The sequence below is a fragment of the Niallia sp. WK069_GA_01 genome, assembly GCF_983173855.1.
The window spans coordinates 1,296,298-1,315,799 of record NZ_OZ470138.1; the positions used below are offsets into that span (position 1 = coordinate 1,296,298).

12 protein-coding genes are annotated in these 19,502 nt (G+C 35.6%); 8 read left to right on the forward strand and 4 right to left on the reverse strand.

Annotated features, from left to right (window positions below; all coding sequences use genetic code 11):
* Nucleotides 1-74: 74 nt before the first annotated feature.
* Nucleotides 75-479 carry a nuclear transport factor 2 family protein gene (locus AC5LWL_RS06170; RefSeq protein WP_493433503.1) on the reverse strand — a complete coding sequence of 135 codons (405 nt, stop codon included), beginning with the start codon at nucleotides 477-479 and terminating at the stop codon, nucleotides 75-77.
* A gap of 358 nt (nucleotides 480-837) precedes the next feature.
* On the opposite strand from AC5LWL_RS06170, the gene AC5LWL_RS06175 reads away from it, so the two are divergent.
* Nucleotides 838-1,905 (forward strand): iron-containing alcohol dehydrogenase family protein, encoded by a 1,068-nt coding sequence (locus AC5LWL_RS06175; RefSeq protein ID WP_493433504.1) that lies wholly within the window; start codon nucleotides 838-840, stop codon nucleotides 1,903-1,905.
* Nucleotides 1,906-2,270: 365 nt separating this feature from the next.
* Nucleotides 2,271-3,278 carry an NAD(P)H-dependent flavin oxidoreductase gene (locus tag AC5LWL_RS06180; protein WP_493433505.1) on the forward strand — a complete coding sequence of 336 codons (1,008 nt, stop codon included), beginning with the start codon at nucleotides 2,271-2,273 and terminating at the stop codon, nucleotides 3,276-3,278.
* A gap of 96 nt (nucleotides 3,279-3,374) precedes the next feature.
* On the opposite strand, the gene AC5LWL_RS06185 is transcribed toward AC5LWL_RS06180, so the two are convergent.
* The gene (locus tag AC5LWL_RS06185; RefSeq protein WP_493433506.1) at nucleotides 3,375-3,803 is read right to left on the reverse strand and encodes a VOC family protein; all 429 of its coding nucleotides are present in this window, start codon (nucleotides 3,801-3,803) and stop codon (nucleotides 3,375-3,377) included.
* Nucleotides 3,804-4,229: 426 nt separating this feature from the next.
* Here AC5LWL_RS06185 and AC5LWL_RS06190 point away from each other — a divergent pair, with 426 nt between their 5' ends.
* Both AC5LWL_RS06190 and srtD read left to right on the forward strand, forming a co-directional pair.
* Nucleotides 4,230-9,539, forward strand: a complete 5,310-nt coding sequence (locus AC5LWL_RS06190; protein WP_493433507.1) for a 5'-nucleotidase C-terminal domain-containing protein — start codon at nucleotides 4,230-4,232, stop codon at nucleotides 9,537-9,539.
* A 6-nt stretch (nucleotides 9,540-9,545) separates the two neighbouring features.
* On the forward strand, nucleotides 9,546-10,124 hold the full coding sequence (gene srtD, locus AC5LWL_RS06195; protein ID WP_493433508.1) for a class D sortase, LPxTATN-specific: 579 nt from the start codon (nucleotides 9,546-9,548) through the stop codon (nucleotides 10,122-10,124).
* 334 nt (nucleotides 10,125-10,458) lie between these two features.
* Here the strand turns inward: srtD and AC5LWL_RS06200 are convergent, their stop codons facing one another.
* The gene (locus tag AC5LWL_RS06200; protein ID WP_493433509.1) at nucleotides 10,459-11,175 is read right to left on the reverse strand and encodes a 3-ketoacyl-ACP reductase; all 717 of its coding nucleotides are present in this window, start codon (nucleotides 11,173-11,175) and stop codon (nucleotides 10,459-10,461) included.
* A gap of 418 nt (nucleotides 11,176-11,593) precedes the next feature.
* Here AC5LWL_RS06200 and AC5LWL_RS06205 point away from each other — a divergent pair, with 418 nt between their 5' ends.
* Both AC5LWL_RS06205 and AC5LWL_RS06210 read left to right on the forward strand, forming a co-directional pair.
* The gene (locus AC5LWL_RS06205; protein ID WP_493433510.1) at nucleotides 11,594-12,622 is read left to right on the forward strand and encodes a LacI family DNA-binding transcriptional regulator; all 1,029 of its coding nucleotides are present in this window, start codon (nucleotides 11,594-11,596) and stop codon (nucleotides 12,620-12,622) included.
* A gap of 46 nt (nucleotides 12,623-12,668) precedes the next feature.
* Nucleotides 12,669-14,336, forward strand: a complete 1,668-nt coding sequence (locus tag AC5LWL_RS06210) for an alpha-glucosidase (protein WP_493433511.1) — start codon at nucleotides 12,669-12,671, stop codon at nucleotides 14,334-14,336.
* A gap of 386 nt (nucleotides 14,337-14,722) precedes the next feature.
* Here the strand turns inward: AC5LWL_RS06210 and AC5LWL_RS06215 are convergent, their stop codons facing one another.
* On the reverse strand, nucleotides 14,723-15,121 hold the full coding sequence (locus tag AC5LWL_RS06215; RefSeq protein ID WP_493433512.1) for a hotdog fold thioesterase: 399 nt from the start codon (nucleotides 15,119-15,121) through the stop codon (nucleotides 14,723-14,725).
* Between the two features lie 291 nt (nucleotides 15,122-15,412).
* Between AC5LWL_RS06215 and AC5LWL_RS06220 the strand changes: the two genes are divergently transcribed.
* On the forward strand, nucleotides 15,413-15,889 hold the full coding sequence (locus AC5LWL_RS06220; RefSeq protein WP_493433513.1) for a MarR family winged helix-turn-helix transcriptional regulator: 477 nt from the start codon (nucleotides 15,413-15,415) through the stop codon (nucleotides 15,887-15,889).
* On the forward strand, nucleotides 15,886-19,011 hold the full coding sequence (locus tag AC5LWL_RS06225; protein WP_493433514.1) for an MMPL family transporter: 3,126 nt from the start codon (nucleotides 15,886-15,888) through the stop codon (nucleotides 19,009-19,011). The genes AC5LWL_RS06220 and AC5LWL_RS06225 overlap by 4 nt, the downstream gene beginning before the upstream one ends.
* The last annotated feature ends 491 nt before the right edge of the window (nucleotides 19,012-19,502 follow it).

Genomic DNA, 19,502 nt, shown 5'->3' on the forward strand with positions numbered 1-19,502 from the left:
GATTAAAAAAATAACAATTAATAAAGAGTTCTTCCAAATTATCTAATGATACATTATTATTCCTATAACACCCCTTAGTCCACTTCTATTACATACGAAGTTATTTCTTTTATTTTTGCTTTTTTGGATGCACTGCTGAAAGTATAGATATCACAAAAAGCATAACTTTTATTATTTTTTAATCGGAACATACCGTTAGCTGATCCTGTTTTACCATGTGTGATAATATTGCTGATATGCAGCTCTGTCATGTTAATTTGCGCTATTTGTTGCAACTCTGTTAAAAAATTCTCTTTCCCTAAAATACGTTTTTGACCGATTATATCCCAGGAAATGCTATCTGTGATATTATCCAAAATAAAGTCGCTATCGTTTCTGGCAAAAGCGATATGGAACGCTTTAAGCAAACTCATTTTAGGGGAGTTTCCACAATCCTCTACGCATGTAATTTTTACATCTTCATATTCTGATTGGTTCATTTTTTTGTCTCCTTTTAGGGGATGGCTATAAAAATAGGTTAAACAATTTTCTTTTTATAAAAAATAATTTTTATCAGACAGAATATGCGCGTTTCACTACGTCTTGTTCTAGTGAAAGGGGTTTGTAAAAGTATATAATAGAAGAAGTATAATAAGAAGAGTTCCATGTCATTAAAATAATATTTTGTGCAGCGCCTGACATGTTATCCATTCCGAATTTTCGTAATGGCAAGATTACTTAGAGTTAATGCCGCTGCTAAAGTTAATACTTTAAATAACATGATCGTTTAAATAAGTGATCGATGAGTGTTAGTTAGACTGAATAAAAATATCTTGTAGACAAAGGAATGATTTCGAAATGACAAGTCAAGGAAGAAGTTTTTATACGCCTACAATTCTAGAAATTGGTGAGGGAGTCATCCGCCAATTGGAGGATTTGTTAATAAAGCATGACCTTCATGATGTTGTTCTTTTTCTAGATGAATATACAAACGAAAAATTCGCACCGGGTATTGTTGAATCCTTTACTTCCATCAAGATTGAAACACAAGTACTGCCTGTGAAAAATGACATACATGACCTTATTTCCTTAGCATTTAAAATGAGAAATTATGATGCGGTTCTTTCATTAGGCGGTGGAGCAATTATCGATTTTGGAAAATATATTGCTTTTACAAGAAAGCTTCCGTTCATCAGCATTCCGACTTCTGCTTCCAATGATGGGTTCGCCAGCAGCAGTTGTTCATTGCAAGTAAATAACAAAAAAACAACGGTTCCGGCAAAGATTCCCTTTGGTATTATTGTGGACTTAGATATCATTCGAACAGCACCAAAACAATTGATTCTAGCAGGTGTAGGGGATTTGATGTCCAATATTACCGCATTGTATGACTGGAGCTTTGAAGAAAAACACGGAGTCGATAATCAAGATGCATTTGCTGTTATGCTTAGCAAAAAAGGCGTAAATAGTTTTGTACGAACTCCTATGTCTGATGTAAAAGACCCTATTTTTCTAAAGGAATTAGTAAGCTCTATGACGATGGGGGGAATTGCAACAGAAATAAGCGGAACCAGTGCACCAATAAGCGGTTCGGAGCATCTCATTTCCCATGCATTGGACAAGCTTTCAAAAAATCCGCAAATGCATGGTGTACAAGTGGGGATTGCTACCTATTTAATGGCACTTGTCCAAGATCATCGCTATGAAAGGCTTCGTAAGGTTTTTCAAAGAACCGGCTTTTTCGAGTATGTGAAAACACTGCGTTTAGATAAAGAAGAATATAAGCAAGCGATTGATCTAGCCCCGACTATCAAGCCTGCTCGTTATACCTATCTTCATGAAGAAGCGTACCGGGAAAAAGCAAAACGGAAGCTTGATGAAGATATGATTTTATGTGAGATATTTGGAAGGAAGAATCACGAATAACCTAACTAATGCTACCTGACATATATACATTTTACAAAGTGAATATTGCTTCTTATTCGATACTCTTATTGAAATTGATTCAGTGGGTTCGGTAGTTAACAGCAAGGCGATTCTCAGTGGAAGAATCGTCTATTTGTGTTACTAATTTCATTCTATTTAAAGAAGTTTAGTATAGTTTTCTAACAGGTTCCATATCTTTTTCAGCATCATACGTATAGTAGGCTTCATGAAGTGTTTTTCCTATTAATCATGTGTAAATAAGGTAAAATCCTTTTTAGTATTTATCTTCATAATTAATGACAAACGTAACTATTTGAACCATACATTTCGTGATAAGCTTCACAAGAGTTAAACTAAAATAAGCTTTGAAACGAGGAATGAATTTGAATTTTCCATCATTACAAATAGGACATATGACACCAAAAGTTCCAATCATGCAGGGGGGAATGGGTGTAGGAATTTCATTAAGCAAACTTGCTGCTGCAGTTGCAAATGCAGGAGGAATTGGCATTATTTCTGGCACAGGGATTTCTGTTGATGAAATGCGCCATCATATTAGAAAAGCTAAAAATGCTGTGCAGGGATCTGGATTCATTGGAGTCAATGTGTTATTTGCCATGAATGATTTTGCGGAAAAAATGAAAGCTGCTCTTGAAGAAAAAGTGGATTTCATTATCTCAGGTGCAGGGATTTCAAGAAATATGTATGCTTGGGGGAAACAAGCGGGTATACCGGTTATTTCTATTGTCTCTACTGCAAAATTAGCTAGAATTTCCGAAAAACTTGGAGCAGCAGCAGTAGTAGTAGAAGGATTTGAAGCTGGCGGACATCTAGGAACAGACAGACCGGTGTTTGATATTCTTCCAGAAGTTGTAGAAGCAGTTTCTATTCCAGTCATTGCTGCTGGTGGGATAATGAATGGCAACGATATTGCAAAAGCTTTTGAACTTGGTGCGTCTGGGGTACAAATGGGAACTAGATTTGTAGCAAGTGATGAGTGCGATGCTCCAATGGCATTTAAACAAAAATATGTAGATGCTGGGAAGGAAGACACACTTCTCGTAAAAACAACGGTAGGACTGCAAGGAAGAGTTATTGCTAATGCTTTTACTGATTTAATCACAAGTTCAACCAAGGTAAAAATAGATAAATGCCATAAATGCCTGAAAAACTGTTCCTATCGCTTTTGCACACTAGATTCTTTGTTCAAAATTATTCAAGGCGATGTGGAAAATGGACTAGTTTTTGCCGGTGCAAAAGTACATGAAATAAAAGAAATTCTACCTGTCCAACAAATTATTGATACACTTAGTGAAGAATATAGAAGAGCATTCAAACAAGGTCAAGCAGACCTAAATCTACTTTCATCCTAACTATTTTTACATTAGAAGTTTGGAATAAACTATATATAAAAAGGGTATAGAAATTTTCTTAAAAGAAAGTTTCCATATCCTTTAAAAATAGAAAAATTACATTTCCATTTCTCCGTTATCATAGTTAAACTGCCAATGAATGCCAAATTTATCTGTTACTTGACCGTAAAGCTTGCTCCAAGATGTCTCTTGAAGATCCATGTCTACCGTGCCATTTTCCTTCAATTTATCAAAAAATGAAATCATTTTATCGATGTTGTTATTTACATATGCAAGAGTAATGTTGTTTCCGGCAACAAAAGGCATTCCAGGAAAAACATCTGAGAACATTATGATATTTCCATCAATATTAAGCCTAGTGTGCATAATTAAATTTTTTGCTTCATTTGGAAGTGGGTAACCTTCGTGATCCGGTGCTTCCCCAAAAGTCATAAAATTTGTTGTTTCTACTTCAAAAACCTGTGCATAAAACTCCACTGCTTCTCGGCAATTTCCTTCAAAATTAATATAAGCATTAATAGACATTTTTTCACCCCTATGTAAGTTGTTGTGTAACAAGATAAACTACCTTTTCAACGATTGTATCATGAGAATAGGAATAATAGAAATTTTGCGAAGGTAAATATAAAGAGTTTTATTCACAAACAAAGATTAGAACGAAATTTTTTTCGATAGTATTTTTTGAAAATAATTTTTTGTGAAAGAACAATTATAATGGTTCTATATACTAATGAAAATCCTAAAATCATTTTAATTTCTATAAACTCAGTGGATCATTGTTTTAATAGGTATTTTTATGCAATTAACGTTATATAGAAATAGTTATATATATTCATTTTATACAAAATGTAACAAAAAACCTAAAATTTTTACAAAATAATAATGAGAATTTTACAATAGTGAGATATCTTTTAAAAGGGGGGAATAAAGCTAACATTAGGGAGGATTAGAATGAAGGGGAAACGCAGCAAAAGTTATATGTCTATATTTATTATTTTTTCGCTAGTATTTTCAAATTTTTTAGGGAATTTTGCAACAAACACTGTGCACGCTGCTGAAAAGACTTTGGCAAAGGATTTATTTATATCGGAGTACTTAGAAGGAAGTTCAAATAATAAAGCGATTGAACTCTTTAACGGCACAGGAAAAGCTGTAGATTTAGCAAGCTATAGCCTTGAGCTTTATTCTAACGGTGGAAGTACAGCTTCAAAATCTATTACTCTATCAGGAAAATTAAATGATGGAGAAGTATATGTCCTTGTACATAATAAAGCAAGTGATGCATTAAAAACACTTGCAAACATGGAAGATGGAAATGTCATTAATTTCAATGGCGATGATGCGATTGCCTTAAAGCATGAAGGGTACATAATTGATGTTTTTGGGAAAATTGGCGAAGATCCTGGTATAAACTGGGGAAGCGGTGATAATGCAACTCTTGATCATACGTTTATTAGAAAAAGCACAATCACATTTGGAAACACTGGTGATAATAGCTTTGATCCAGTTTCTGAGTGGGATGTATTTGCGAAAGATTATAGTGAGAATCTTGGGAAACATACAATGACGAAAGAAGAACAGGGAGAAACAGAGCCAATAGAATCAGCAGTACCTGAGAAATTTATTTCTATTTCGGATTCGAAAACAATGATTGGCAAGGAAGTTACGCTTAAAGGTGTAGTAACAGCAGATAATAAGAGCTTTGGAGGCGGAAGGATTTCCACCTATATACAAGATGAAACAGCAGGAATAAATGTTTTTTCCGCAAGTACAGAAGGATTTCCACAGCTGACAGAAGGACAGGAAATAAAGGTTAAAGGTGAAGTGAAGGAATATAATGGATTAATAGAAATTATTCCAACTGCAGATGGTTTGGAAGTAATTTCGGAAAATCATTCTTTACCAAAACCAATCGCATTTAGTTTAAGTGATATAAACAACGAAAGTGTAGCAGAGCCAAAAGAAGGTCAACTAATTACAATAAAAGGATATGTCAAATCTGTTCCGGAAACTCCTACAGGGGGAGGATATAATGTCAGTATTATCGATGAAACTTTTGACGGTACAACGATCCGAGTCATGGAAGGCACAAATGCCATCTCATCGATTGAGGTCGGAAAATGGTATCAATTCACAGGGATTCTAAGTCAATATAATGCTTATCAAGTGTTGCCAAGAAAAGCAGCAGATATTCAACTTTTATCTGAGCAGCCGCTACCACCAACTGCTTCAGGGGAATATGAATCAACTGTTGCCAGTGTGGTAGATGGTGATACAATTCATTTACAAACGCCAGTCCTAGGTGTAACAAAAGTTCGTTATGTAAATGTAGATACACCAGAAACGTATCATACTCCTAAAAATCAAGCTGATGAGAATCAAAAGGAATATGGAGAAAAAGCTAAAGCCTATTTAAACACATTGTTAAAACCAGGTGATAAAGTCATTGTAAAGGTCGGAGAAGAGGCAACAGATGACTATGGTCGTTTATTGGGACAAGTTATTCGGAAAAGTGATTCTTTAAATACTAATTTAGAATTAGTTAGAAAAGGATATGCTTCGACTTATTTTATTTGGCCAGTTGGAGATGAAGCTGATTATAATCAATTTCAGGAAGCTGTTAAAGAAGCACAAGCTGACAATCTAGGAATCTGGAATTTGGATCATCCGTTAATGGAATTGCCTTTTGAATTTCGGGCAAGAGAACAAGGAAAGGGATTAACGAGATATGTTGGCGACTCAAGTACGAAAAAATATGTAACACCAGAAAAATGGAAAGAAACCCCTGTTGAAAAGCGTGTTTTCTTTGCAAGCCCAAAAGAAGCAGAAGCAAATGGATATACAACAGCGAATAGTCCAGCAGAGCCAAAAGAAAATTTAAAACTACAGTTATTAAGTGTAAATGATTTACATGGAAAAGTAGATGTGGAAACAAAGGTTGATACAAATACGGTTGGAAAAATGGACTATTTAGCTGCTTATTTGAAACAAAGAGAAGCAACAAATCCGAATACATTATTAGTGCATGTAGGGGATATGGTTGGAGGAAGCTCCCCAGTTTCCGCCCTGTTACAAGATGAGCCAACAGTTGAAATGATGGAAGCATTGGGCTTTGATGTTGGTACAGTTGGAAACCATGAGTTTGATGAAGGCGTTGATGAAATGCTTCGTTTAATAAATGGTGGAAATCACACAAATGGAACAAAAAACTACGATGGCATTAATTTTCCAATGGTTGCAGCGAATGTTGAATACAAAGATACAGGAAAACTTGTTTTAAATCCATATACGATAAAGGAAGTGGATGGTGTAAAAGTTGGCTTTATTGGTGTAGCAACGACACAGACGCCAAATATGATTATTTCAAAGGGAAATGAACATATTCGCTTTACAGATGAGGCAGCTGCTATTAATAAATATGTTCCTGAATTGCAAAACCAAGGAGTAGAAGCAATTATAGTGTTAGCACACGTTCCAGGTAATCAATCAGGTGATGGTGTAACAGGTGAAATTGCAACACTTGCCAATAATGTAAATGATGCGGTTGATGTTATTTTTGCGGCACATAATCATGTGAAAATAAATGCAGTAGTAGATGATAAGCTAATCGTACAAGCATGGGAATATGGAAAAGCTTTTGCCGATGTAGATTTAGAAATAGATCGTGATACTGGCGATATTGTCAAAAAGTCGGCAGAAATAGTAGATGTAGTTCAAGAAGGAGTGACAGCAGATCCTGAAGTTCATTCTATTTTAGAAAAGTATCTTACAGAGGTTGGACCTAAATTAAATGAAGTAATAGGAAAAGCTGTCGCTCCAATGGCGGGAGGATATGCAATTAAAGGTGCTGTAGGGGATAATGCATTAGGTAATCTAATTGCAGATGGCATGCTGACTGCGATGGACAGTGATTTTGCTCTTATGAATGGCGGCGGGATTCGTGATGATTTAAATGAAGGAGATATTACTTGGAATGAACTATTTAATATCCAACCATTTAATAATACTTTAGTTAAGCTTGAAATAACGGGTTCTGATTTAGTCGAAATTATAAACAGTCAATTCAGCAGCTATGGTCCAGATGTTAGTGTGGGAGGATTTTCGTATTCTTGGGATAGTACGAAAGGAAAATATGGTCAAGTGGTTGATATCTTCCTGCCTGACGGCAAAAAAATAGATCCGAATGGAAAGTATACGGTAACAGTTAATAATTATATGTATCCCCATAGCAGTGATAAATATTTATTAGCTAAACTTGGAGAAAATCCAGTGCAAGGTGGAGAAGATTTACAAGCAACTGTGGATTATGTACAAAGTTTTGAAGGTCCAATTTCTTATAATACGGGCAGGATTTCAGAAGTGAATGCAGAAAAATTGAAAACCATTTCTGCTCAATTATTAAGCGTAAATGACCTGCATGGAAAAATAGATGTAACAGGAACGATTGACGGAAAAAAATATGGCAGAGCAGATTATTTAGCAGCTTATTTGCGTGCGCATGAAGCAACAAATCCGAATACCTTGTTAATTCATGCTGGAGATATGGTCGGCGGAAGCTCCCCGGTATCGGCATTGTTGCAAGATGAACCGACTGTTGAAATAATGGAATCACTTGGTTTTGATGTTGGTACAGTAGGTAACCATGAATTTGATGAAGGTGTAGAGGAAATGCTTCGTTTAATAAATGGCGGAGAGCATGAAAAAGGAACCAAAAATTATGATGGTATGGACTTCCCAGTTGTTGCAGCCAATGTAGAATACAAAGACACTGGAAAATTAGTTTTGGATCCTTACACAATTAAAGAAATCGCAGGTGTAAAAGTTGGTTTCATTGGTGTAGCAACAGTGGATACACCGGCTAATATTGTAGCAACCGGCAATGAAAATATTATTTTTACAGATGAAGCGAAAGCAATAAATAAGTATGTACCAGAATTGCAAAAACAGGGAATTGAAGCAATTGTAGTTGTATCACATGTTCCTGGTTCTCAAGATGGGGAAACGGCAACAGGAGATGTTGCAACTATTGCTAATAAAGTGAATGATGCAGTTGATATTATTTTTGCAGCGCATAATCATGTGAAAATAAATGCAGTAGTAGATAATAAGCTGATTGTACAAGCATGGGAGTATGGAAAAGCATTTTCAGATATCGATATAGAAATTGACCCAATTACAAAGGATATCGTGAAGAAGAGTGCTGAAATTGTCGATGTACTGCAAGAAGGAGTGACACCAGATCCAGCGGTAAAAGCAATTTTGGATAAATACTTGGAAAAAGTTGCACCTAAATTAAATGAAGTAGTCGGAACAGCTGCAACAGAACTTTTAGGCGGCTATGCCCAAAAAGGAGAAGTAGGAGACAATGCTTTAGGCAATTTAATTGCAGACGGTATGATTGCCGCTATGGATAGTGACTTTGCCTTGATGAACGGAGGAGGTATCCGGGATGATTTGGATGCTGGCGAAATCGCTTGGAAGGAATTATTTAATATCCAGCCTTTTAACAATACGTTAGTAAAACTCGAGATTACTGGCGCAGAATTAAAGGAAATACTAAATGCGCAGTTTAGTTCTTATGGTCCTGATGTGAGCGTTGGCGGCTTTAAATATACATGGGATTCTTCGTTAGGAAAATATGGACAAGTAGTTGATTTATTTTTACTAGATGGATCAAAGCTTGATTTGGAAAAAAACTATACAGTAACAGTAAATAGTTATATGTATCCACATAATACGGATGCCTATCGTTTAAATGAATTTGGCGAAAATCCAGTACAAGGTCCTGAAGACCTACAGGCAACTGTCGATTATATTAAGTCTTTTGAAGGTCCAATTATGTATAGTGCAGAAAAACGGATTTCGGAAGTTTCAGGAGAAGAAACGGAAACACCAGGAGAAGAAACGGAAACACCAGGAGAAGAAACGGAAACACCAGGAGAAGAAACGGAAACACCAGGAGAGGAAACGGAAACACCAGGAGAAGAAACGGAAACACCAGGAGAGGAAACGGTAACACCAGGAGAAGAAACGGAAACACCAGGAGAAGAAACGGAAACACCAGGAGAGGAAACGGAAACACCAGGAGAAGAAACAGAAACACCAGGAGAAGAAGCAGAAACACCGGTGAACCATGTAAATAATCAACATGTTAATCCCCTTCCAAATACAGCAACAAACCATTATAATTTCTTATTAATAGGTATAGTAATGATGATTTTTGGAGGATGCATATTTTATACCAAAAGAAGAAGGGCCTAAATAGAAATGAATAAAACTAAGTTTTTTTCCCTCCTGTTTATTGCAGGAGGAATGCTTTTTTGCAGCTATGGAATATGGGGGATTGGAGAGATAACAAAGCAAACAAATCATTCTTTAGCTGAAGCAAAGGAAGCGATTCAACAACCTAAAAAGGAATGGAAGGATAATCAGGAAAATCGTTTTGTTCCACCGATAGGAGAAGCGGTTGGAATGGTAGAAATCCCTAAAATTAATGGTGTTTTACCGATAGTGGAAGGAACAGAAGCAGATGATTTGGCAAAAGGAGTAGGTCATTATAGAGGCAGTTTTTTTCCAAAAGAAAAGGGTCAAATTGTTTTATCAGGTCATAGAGATACTGTTTTTAGACGGGCAGGCGAGTTAGAGACAGGAGACACAATAATGATTGTATTACCATATGGGAAATTTGAATATAAAATCACTTCCAGCAAAATTGTCGAAGCAGATGATACAAGCGTAATCACATTAGACAATAAGAAAGAAGAACTAGTTCTTACAACCTGCTATCCATTTTCCTATATAGGCAATGCACCACAGCGATATATTCTTTATGCCAAGCCCATTTAAGAAAAAACCTTTTCCAAAAGTTTGTTATTAAAAGAATTCGTAACACGGGCACATGAAAAGAAACAGGTTTCTTAGATTTATAAGCAGGGAGCAGTCAGAATACACGAAGACTCCTATGGGATTTGCGAGACAGGTAGAGACCGCAGGAGTTTACTCCGAGGAGGCTCAAGCGTAAGCCCTATGGAAAGCGAAGTGTATTCTGACTGCGGACTTATTGAGAGCGTTAGGAACCCTATTATCAGGGCAGCCAATCAAATAAGAGGGACATAAAGCATATCAGGAATAAATTTCCCCGACAAAATGCTTGTATGCCCCTCTTTTCTCGTATTACTTTTTAAGGATTCGTTGACCACATACCAGAAGTTTTAATAAAGACACGTGGATTCAATTTTAACTGTGCCACCATATATTCCGCTAAATCTTCCGGCTGCATTACTTTTTCTGGATTGCCATCCGTTAAGTTTGTATCAATAGCTAAATCAGTAGCAACTGTACTTGGCGTTAAGGCAGTTACACGGATATTATGCTTTCTCACTTCTAACATTAACGATTCAGTTAATCCTAATACAGCAAATTTAGATGCACTGTACGCGCTTGTCACAGGAGCTCCTCTTTGCCCAGCAGAAGAAGAAATATTAATGATATCTCCCGTTTTTCTTTCAATCATTCCTGGTAAAACTGCTTTTGTTACATAGTATGTACCCAAAACATTTACTTTGATTATATTTTCCCATTCTTCTGTAGAAAGGTCTAAGAAGCCGCCAAATTTTGCAATTCCAGCATTGTTGATTAAAATATCGATTTGTTTTAATTCAGAAGTAATATGATTGACAGCTTCGATAACCGAATGCTCATCAGCAACATCAGCCGTAGCAATTGAAACAGAAACCCCATATTGTTTGACTTCTTCAGCCACTTTTTCTAAATTGCTTACAGTTAGTCCAACTAAACCAAGATTTACTCCTTCTTGTGCAAGTGCAATAGCAGTTGCACGGCCAATCCCTCTGCCTGCCCCTGTTATTAATGCCGTTTTTCCTTTTAGTGATGCCATATAATACAACACTCCATTCTTCCTTTAGTATAACTAAAAATATAAATAAGTTTATCCAATAAGTCTACTATTATGTATTTTTTTAAAAAGGAAGACGAATACTGAGTGTCTTAAAGTGTTGAAAAAATTAAAAGGAAAAAAATTCCTTTTATGTTTGTATTAGTGCTAGTAGGAAGTATAAATGTGTGTTTTTTATATTGAAGAAAAACTCTATCTATATAAGGAAAAATCAACAGTGGTATATTGCTTCTTAATATTCATTGTGATATGATTTTTCAATATATAGTGCAATCGTTTGCACTATATCGCTTCGAAAAAATAATTAGCGTAATAAGCTAATTGAAATAGCCATGTTAAAATACTGCGTGTTAGAGTAACATTTTGTTGAAAATGTTTTATAAAAAGGAGAGGTAAGCTTTTGTCCGTTACGATCAAAGATGTTGGAAAAGAAGCAAATGTTTCTCCTTCAACTGTTTCAAGAGTAATTGCAAACCATCCGAAAATAAGTGAAGAAACAAAAATAAAAGTTCGGGAAGCAATGGAGAAACTGGGATATCACCCAAATTTGCAGGCAAGAAGCTTAGTTGTAAAAACGACCAATATTATTGGAATTGTAATGCCGCACTCGGCTGAATTATTGCTTGAAAATCCGTTTTTTCCAGAAGTTTTAAGGGGAATAAGTTTAAAAGCTCGGAAAAATAAATATGGACTTTATATAACAACGGCTGGAGCGGAGGAGGAAATATACCAAGAAGTTGTTCAGATGGTGCAAGGAAAAAGAGTAGATGGGATTATTCTGTTATATAGTAAAACGAATGATAAGGTAATGGATTATCTAGTTAACGTTTCATTTCCGTTTACAGTGATAGGCAGACCCTATACTAACTCAGAGAATATTACTTATGTGGATAATGATAATATTTCTATTACAAAACAAATTACTGAATATTTAATTAATCTTGGTCATCAACATATTGCATTTGTTGGAGCAAACAACGAAACAGTCTTTACAATCGACCGTTTAGAAGGATATAAGCAGGCTTTAAAGCAAGCAGATATTCCAATTGATGGAGCATTGATTATTCACGATCAAAAATTAAAAGAGAATAGCAAGATGGTATTTCAAGTGCTTATGCAGCAAGACATGCCGCCAACTGCCTTGGTAGTCGTTGACGACTTTGTTGCAATTCAACTAATTAGTTATGCAGAAGAGTGTAATATCAGCGTTCCAAATGATATTTCAATAGTTGGCTTTAATAATATAATGATTGCAAAATATATAAAGCCATCTTTAACATCAGTTGATATTAATATTTACCAGCTTGGGGTAGAAGCTGCTCAATGTTTAATGGAAATTATTAAATATCCTGATAATTTGCCAAAACAAATTACGATTCCAGCAAAAATGATTAAAAGAAAATCTTGTTGTTCGATGGAAAGAATATAAAAATGGAAATTCATTTTCTAGGATAAAATAAAGGGGGATTTAGTTAATGGAAGCTCAAAAATGGTGGAAAGAAGCAGTTGCTTATCAAATTTACCCAAGAAGTTTTATGGATTCAAATGGAGATGGTATTGGTGATTTGAAGGGGATCATTTCGAAATTAGATTATATAAAGGAACTCGGTATTGACTGTATTTGGATTTGTCCAATGTATAAATCACCCAATGATGATAACGGCTATGATATTAGCGATTATCAAGATATTATGGAGGAATTTGGGACGATGGCTGATTTTGATCGGTTATTGTATGAAGTGCATCAAAGAGGGATGAAACTGATTATTGATCTTGTTATTAATCATACAAGCGATGAACATCCATGGTTTATGGAATCTCGTTTGTCAAAAGATAGTGATAAAAGAGATTGGTATATTTGGAGAGACGGAAAAGATGGAAAAGAGCCAAACAACTGGGAAAGTATTTTTGGGGGATCTGCTTGGAAATATGATGATAAAACAGAACAATACTTTATGCATATTTTTTCAACAAAACAGCCTGATTTAAATTGGGAAAATAAAGAAGTACGCCAGGCATTATATACGATGGTAAATTGGTGGCTGGACAAAGGCATCGATGGATTTAGAATTGATGCCATTAGTCATATAAAAAAAGAAGAGGGACTTTTAGATATGGATAATCCAGATGAATTGGAGTATGTCCCTTCTTTTGATAAACATATGAATGTAGAGGGAATTCAGCAATTCCTGGGAGAATTTAAAGAGGAATCTCTTGCAAAGTATGACATCATGACAGTGGGAGAAGCAAATGGTGTTACTGTAGAAGAAGCTGAGCTATGGGTTGGTGAAAAGAAAGGGAAATTTAATATGATTTTCCAATTTGAGCATCTAAATTTATGGGCCGTGGATAAAAAGAAAAAAGTGGATGTTATTAAATTAAAAACAGTGTTAAATAAGTGGCAAAAAGGGCTTGAAAATAGGGGATGGAATGCATTATTTATAGAAAATCATGATCAGGCTCGAACCGTTTCCACATGGGGAGATGACAAAGACTATTGGGAGGAAAGTGCTAAAGCTTTAGCCACGATGTACTTTTTTATGCATGGGACTCCTTTTATTTATCAAGGGCAGGAGATTGGTATGACCAATGTCAAGTTCCCGACTATTGAGGAATACGATGATGTGGCTACTAAAAATTTATATCGTTTAAAGCTAGAAGAAGGAATGGAGCATAAAGATATAATGGAAATTATTTGGGCTTCCAGCCGTGATAATACACGTACGCCAATGCAATGGTCTAGTGAACCTTATGCTGGGTTCTCCACTGTTTCTCCGTGGTTGGGTATAAATCCTAATTATTTAGAGATAAATGTAGAAAATCAGAAAAAGGATCCTAATTCTATTTATCACTATTATAAAAAGATGATTGAATTAAAGAAAAATGGACCAATTTTAACATATGGAAGGTTTGATTTAATTGATAGAGAAAATGAGGATATCTTTGCTTATACAAGAACATTGGCAGATAAAAAAATTGTTGTAATTGTTAATATGACATCTTCTGAAGCAAATTTTCAAAATCGTGTAGTGGAGCTTCATTCGGATAATTTATTGCTTTCTAATTATGATATAGATGAACATGAATGTACGACGGGCTTAGAGTTGAAGCCATTTGAGGCTAGGGTATATACAAGTAAATGATTAAAACAGCTTGATTTGACGGTGGTTTTAAGAAGAGGAGGTACTGTTTGATTATTCTCTTAGGCGTTGGCTATTTCAATGAGTCCGCAGCCAGCATACACTCCGCTTTCCTGTGGGCGAGCGACGAGCCTCCTCGCTGCGCTGTGGGATCTCGTCTTTCTCGCATTCCCACGGGAGTCTTCGTGTATGCTGTCTGCTCCCTGCTTTTAATTTAAGAAAAATGCTTCTTTTCATGTGCCATGGTGCAAATTTGTTTGCATGGGTGTCTTATCTGGAAATAAAGGTTGTAGTGAGAGTTCTCTTTTGCTTTCCGCGTATAAGCCTTGTTATAGAAAATAGCCAAAGGATTAATGGCTGTAATCCTTTGGCTATTTTTTTCTCTTCATTCACTTTCGCTTAGTTACTACTGCAATCGTACAGCGGGAGATGCTGATTAGGTTTTTTTCCTCATCCACAATTTTGGTTTCATATACCATGCTTGTTCTTCCTTGATGAATAACAGATGCGATAGCCGTTACCATGCCGTCTTTTTTAGAGCGAATATGATTTGCATTAATTTCTTGTCCGAATACTGCTTGTGTTTCCAAATCGACAAGATTAGCAGCGCCTAGACTTGCAACTGTTTCTGCCAAGGCAACGGATGCTCCTCCATGTAAATAGCCAAAAGGTTGTTTTGTACGTGAATCAACCGGCATCGTGGCTATACATGTGCCGTCTGTTTTTACTGCAGTTATTTCAATACCTAAAGCTTCCATTAATGTGTTTTTCATATCAAATGTCTTCATAATTCCTCCAAATAATACGCCTATTTTTCCTATTATAGCATAGACATAATATTCTAGGGTGCAGCTAAATGCTTGCATTCTAAAGCTTCAACTTACAACTTACAACATACAACATACAACAGTTAAATAAATTCAAGCTTTCTTTTTATTAAACAAGTAATGTCGATTGGTATGCTGAGTCAAATTCCATATAAAATAATCGAAATAGATATAGTAATGATTGACAGGAAAAAACAATTAAAGTTAAACTGTTTAATAGTTAAGTGTTTGAACTAAAAAAAAGAATGTGAGGTGGATCCAATTAGTAAACAAAAAACGATAGATGTGGTGAATCGTTATGTCGATATTAATTTTTCTGTCAATAGGAAACTGGAAAATCTAATTAGATTAGAAATTGGCGATGTTCTAACATGTGAACAGCATTATACATTGCGCTACATAAATAGAGTAAACGTATGTACATCTTCAGAATTAGCCTCTGTTTTTGGAGTGAAAAAAAGTGCGATTACTTCTATTATTAATCGGTTGTATGAAAAAGAATATATTGAAAGAACCCGTGATGAAAAGGATAGAAGAGTGATTTATTTAACATTAACCGATAAGGGACACATTATTTTTACAAAAATGGAAGAAAGAATTCATCGATTAGTAGAATCCATTATTACTAAATTTGATGAAACAGAGATTAGTGCTTTTTTAACTACTTTTGAGAAATTAGACAAGTTAATTGTTGAAAGTAAAGAAATAGTAGTGGAGGAGACAGAGTGAATACATTATTAAAAGGAAAATGGTTTATTCCTATTGCCTGGGTAATCGTTATTGTAGGCTTATTTTTTCTTGCACCGAATATGGCAGATTTAGTGAGGGAAAAAGGACAAATCAGTCTGCCAGATGATGTTAGTTCTGCACAAGCTAGCAAAATAATAGAGGAGATACAAAAACAAGAGAATATTGGTGATCAATCTACGGTTGCTCTTGTTTTTCATGAAGACAAAAAGTTAACAACAAAAGAAATAGCAGAGGCAAAAGAGGCAGTACAAAAATTAGAAAAGAATAAGAAGCAATTAGGCATTACCAAGATTCTTTCACACTTTCTAGATAAAAATCTTGAAGATCAGCTAGTTTCGAAAGATGGCAAAACAATATTGGTTTCGCTGTCAGTGAGTTGGAATAACAGAGATGCAGAGGAAGTTAGTGATGCATTATATAATGAAGTAAAGGGCATCAAGGTGGATCATTATTATACAAGCAATTGGATGATTGATCAGGATTTAACCAAAAGCTCAGAAGAAGGGTTAAAGAAGACGGAAGGGATTACCGTTGTATTTATTTTAGCGGTGTTATTGATCGTTTTCCGCTCAATCATTGCTCCACTGATTCCGTTAATTACAGTTGGTGTTTCTTATTTAGCATCTCAATCTATTGTTTCCATACTTGTGGATAAATTTGATTTTCCGATTTCTAATTATACGCAAATATTTTTGGTAGCCGTATTATTTGGAATTGGAACAGATTATTGCATCTTGCTGCTATCCCGTTTTAAAGAAGAGTTTTCCCATCGAGAAAGTATAGTAGAGGCAATACTTGAAACGTATAAAAATGCAGGTCGAACGGTTCTTTTCAGCGGCATTGCCGTAATGATCGGTTTTGCAGCGATTGGATTTTCCCAATTTAAGCTATATCAGTCCGCTTCTGCTGTTGCAGTGGGGGCAGCATTATTATTAATCGCACTCTTTACATTAGTTCCGTTCTTTATGCTGGTTCTTGGTCAAAAAATATTTTGGCCATCGAAATCAACTGCAGAACATGGGGAAAGTAAAGTATGGGCAATTGCTGGGAAATTCTCGTTAAATAGACCGCTTATTGCTTTACTGATTGTGGCAATTGTTTGTGTCCCATTTCTCGTAACCTATGATGGAAAGTTATCTTTCAATTCTTTAGATGAAATTGGTGATGATGCTTCCTCCATTAAAGCTTTTAATGCCATTGCAGATAGCTTTGGTCCTGGGGAAGCATTGTCTTCTACTGTTGTTATTAAAAATGATGAAGAAATGAATTCAACTGAATATTTAGGAATAGCAGAAAATATAAGCAAGGAATTAGCAAAGGTATCATTAGTGGATAAAGTTCGATCAGTTACACGCCCAACTGGAGAACCTATTGATGATTTATATGTTCATAAACAGGCAGAAAGTTTAGAAGAAGGTTTAGGGGAAGGAAAACAAGGGTTGGACAAAATTAGTGATGGTCTTCATGATGCGGGTAGTGAACTTTCTAAGTCAAAACCAGAATTGAATAATGCATCAAAAGGCATCAATGATCTAATAAGCGGGACTTCTGGAATTCAGTCAGGTTTAAACGAGATTCAAACAAATTTAACCAAAATTGAAAATGGCATTCGTCAAGGCTCTGCTGGATCAGATCAGATTATTCAAGGATTAAAAGAAGCAGAAATTGGTGCAGAAAAATTATTAGCTGCTCATCAGAAGCTGCAGCCAGGTTATAAAGAAATAGAATCGAATTTATCCACCATTGTAAGTGAATATCAAAAAATTGAAGCAGGATTAAAAGAGCTGTCGAAGGGCATCAATCAAGTGCCAGATGAATCGTTTGCTTATTTAGAACAAAAGTATAATGGTTTAGGAGAAGAGGAAGCATATAAAGGAATCAAAGAGGGGTTTTTAACAACAAAAACTCAATTGTCACAATTGGCAGCTGGCATGAAGGAATTAAATACAGGTCTATCTGGTCTGCAAGGGGGATTACAACAGGCGAATAGCGGATATGCAGAAGCAGTGAAAAATCAGGCAGCGCTTGGAACTGGTCTGGAGCAATTAATTGCCGGCATTCAAGCACAGCAAAAAGGGTTAAATCAACTGGCAGATGGTCAAGGACAAATAATTTCCAATATGCCAAAATTAGCGAATGGTTTAAGTGGCATTAATGATGGACAGAAACAATTATTAACTGGATTTAGTAATATAGGTGACCAAATCGGACAATTATCTGACGGGCTGAATCAAAGTGCACAAGGCTTAGATAAAGTTTCGGGTGGATTAGGCTCAGCAACAGATTATTTATCCGGTTTATCGAAAAATGATAAAGACAGTTTTTATTTGCCAGAGGAAGTATTGGAAAGCAAAGATTTCGCACAATCAATAAAGACTTATTTATCGAAGGATCATAAAATTATGACGATGGATGTTGTCTTCTCTGCTAATCCCTATTCCAATGAAGCAATTAATCAGGTTGATGAATTAAAGGATTCAGTAAGCAGAGCAACAAAAGGAACAAAATTGGAAAATGCAGACATAGCAATTGGCGGAATAACAAGCACAAATGCTGATTTACGGACAATGTCCGATCAAGATTATTCTAGAACTGTTGTTTTTATGCTGTTAGGTATATCTATTATTCTTATCTTTTTATTCCGTTCCATTATTATGCCGGCTTATATAATTGGATCGTTGATTTTATCCTTTTATACGGCAATGGGAATAAACGAAGCGATTTATGTAAATTTATTAGGCTATACGGGAATTAGTTGGGCAGTACCCTTCTTTGGATTTGTTATATTAGTCGCATTAGGCGTTGATTATAGCATCTTTTTAATGGATCGTTTTAATGAATATCGTGATTTGACGATTGCTGAAGCGATGCTCGAGGCAATGAAAAAAATGGGAACTGTTATTATTTCTGCTGCGATTATTTTAGGCGGAACATTCGCAGCAATGATGCCTTCTGGTATGCTATCTCTACTGCAAATTGCCAGCATTGTGTTAGCAGGATTAGCATTATATGCATTTTTAATTCTACCGCTTTTTATCCCAGTAATGGTGAAAAATTTTGGAGAAGCGAATTGGTGGCCGTTCAAACGACCAAATAATTAAACATAAATAAAAACCAAATGCACATTTGAAAAAATTGTGTATTTGGTTTTTATTGTAAAAAGAAGGCTCGTAGCTATCTATGCCGATTCTCATGGCAGCAGAGAAAGAGGGGAATTTGTCCGATAAAAGAGCAATCAGACTCAAAACAGCAGAGAAAAGAGGAGAGTTTGTCCGATAAAGAGTGAATCAGGACCAAAAACCAAAATTCGGGAGCATATCATAGTGCACGAAATGCATTACCATGATGGGGGGCAGGCTCCAGAATTTAGGGAGTTATTGGTTAATCAACACGCTTGAAAACGATGTTATTAGTAGCAAGAGCGGAAAATAATAAATTTTTTACCTTTTCTTCACCATTTTTTCATATAAGATATGTTACAATGATGCCTTATCATGAAGAATATTCCAATTGTATATGGTTTTTCTTTAAACCTGTACAACGTCCATGGTTTTTGATTAGATTGACTAGACAAGAAACCGCTACAAGTGCT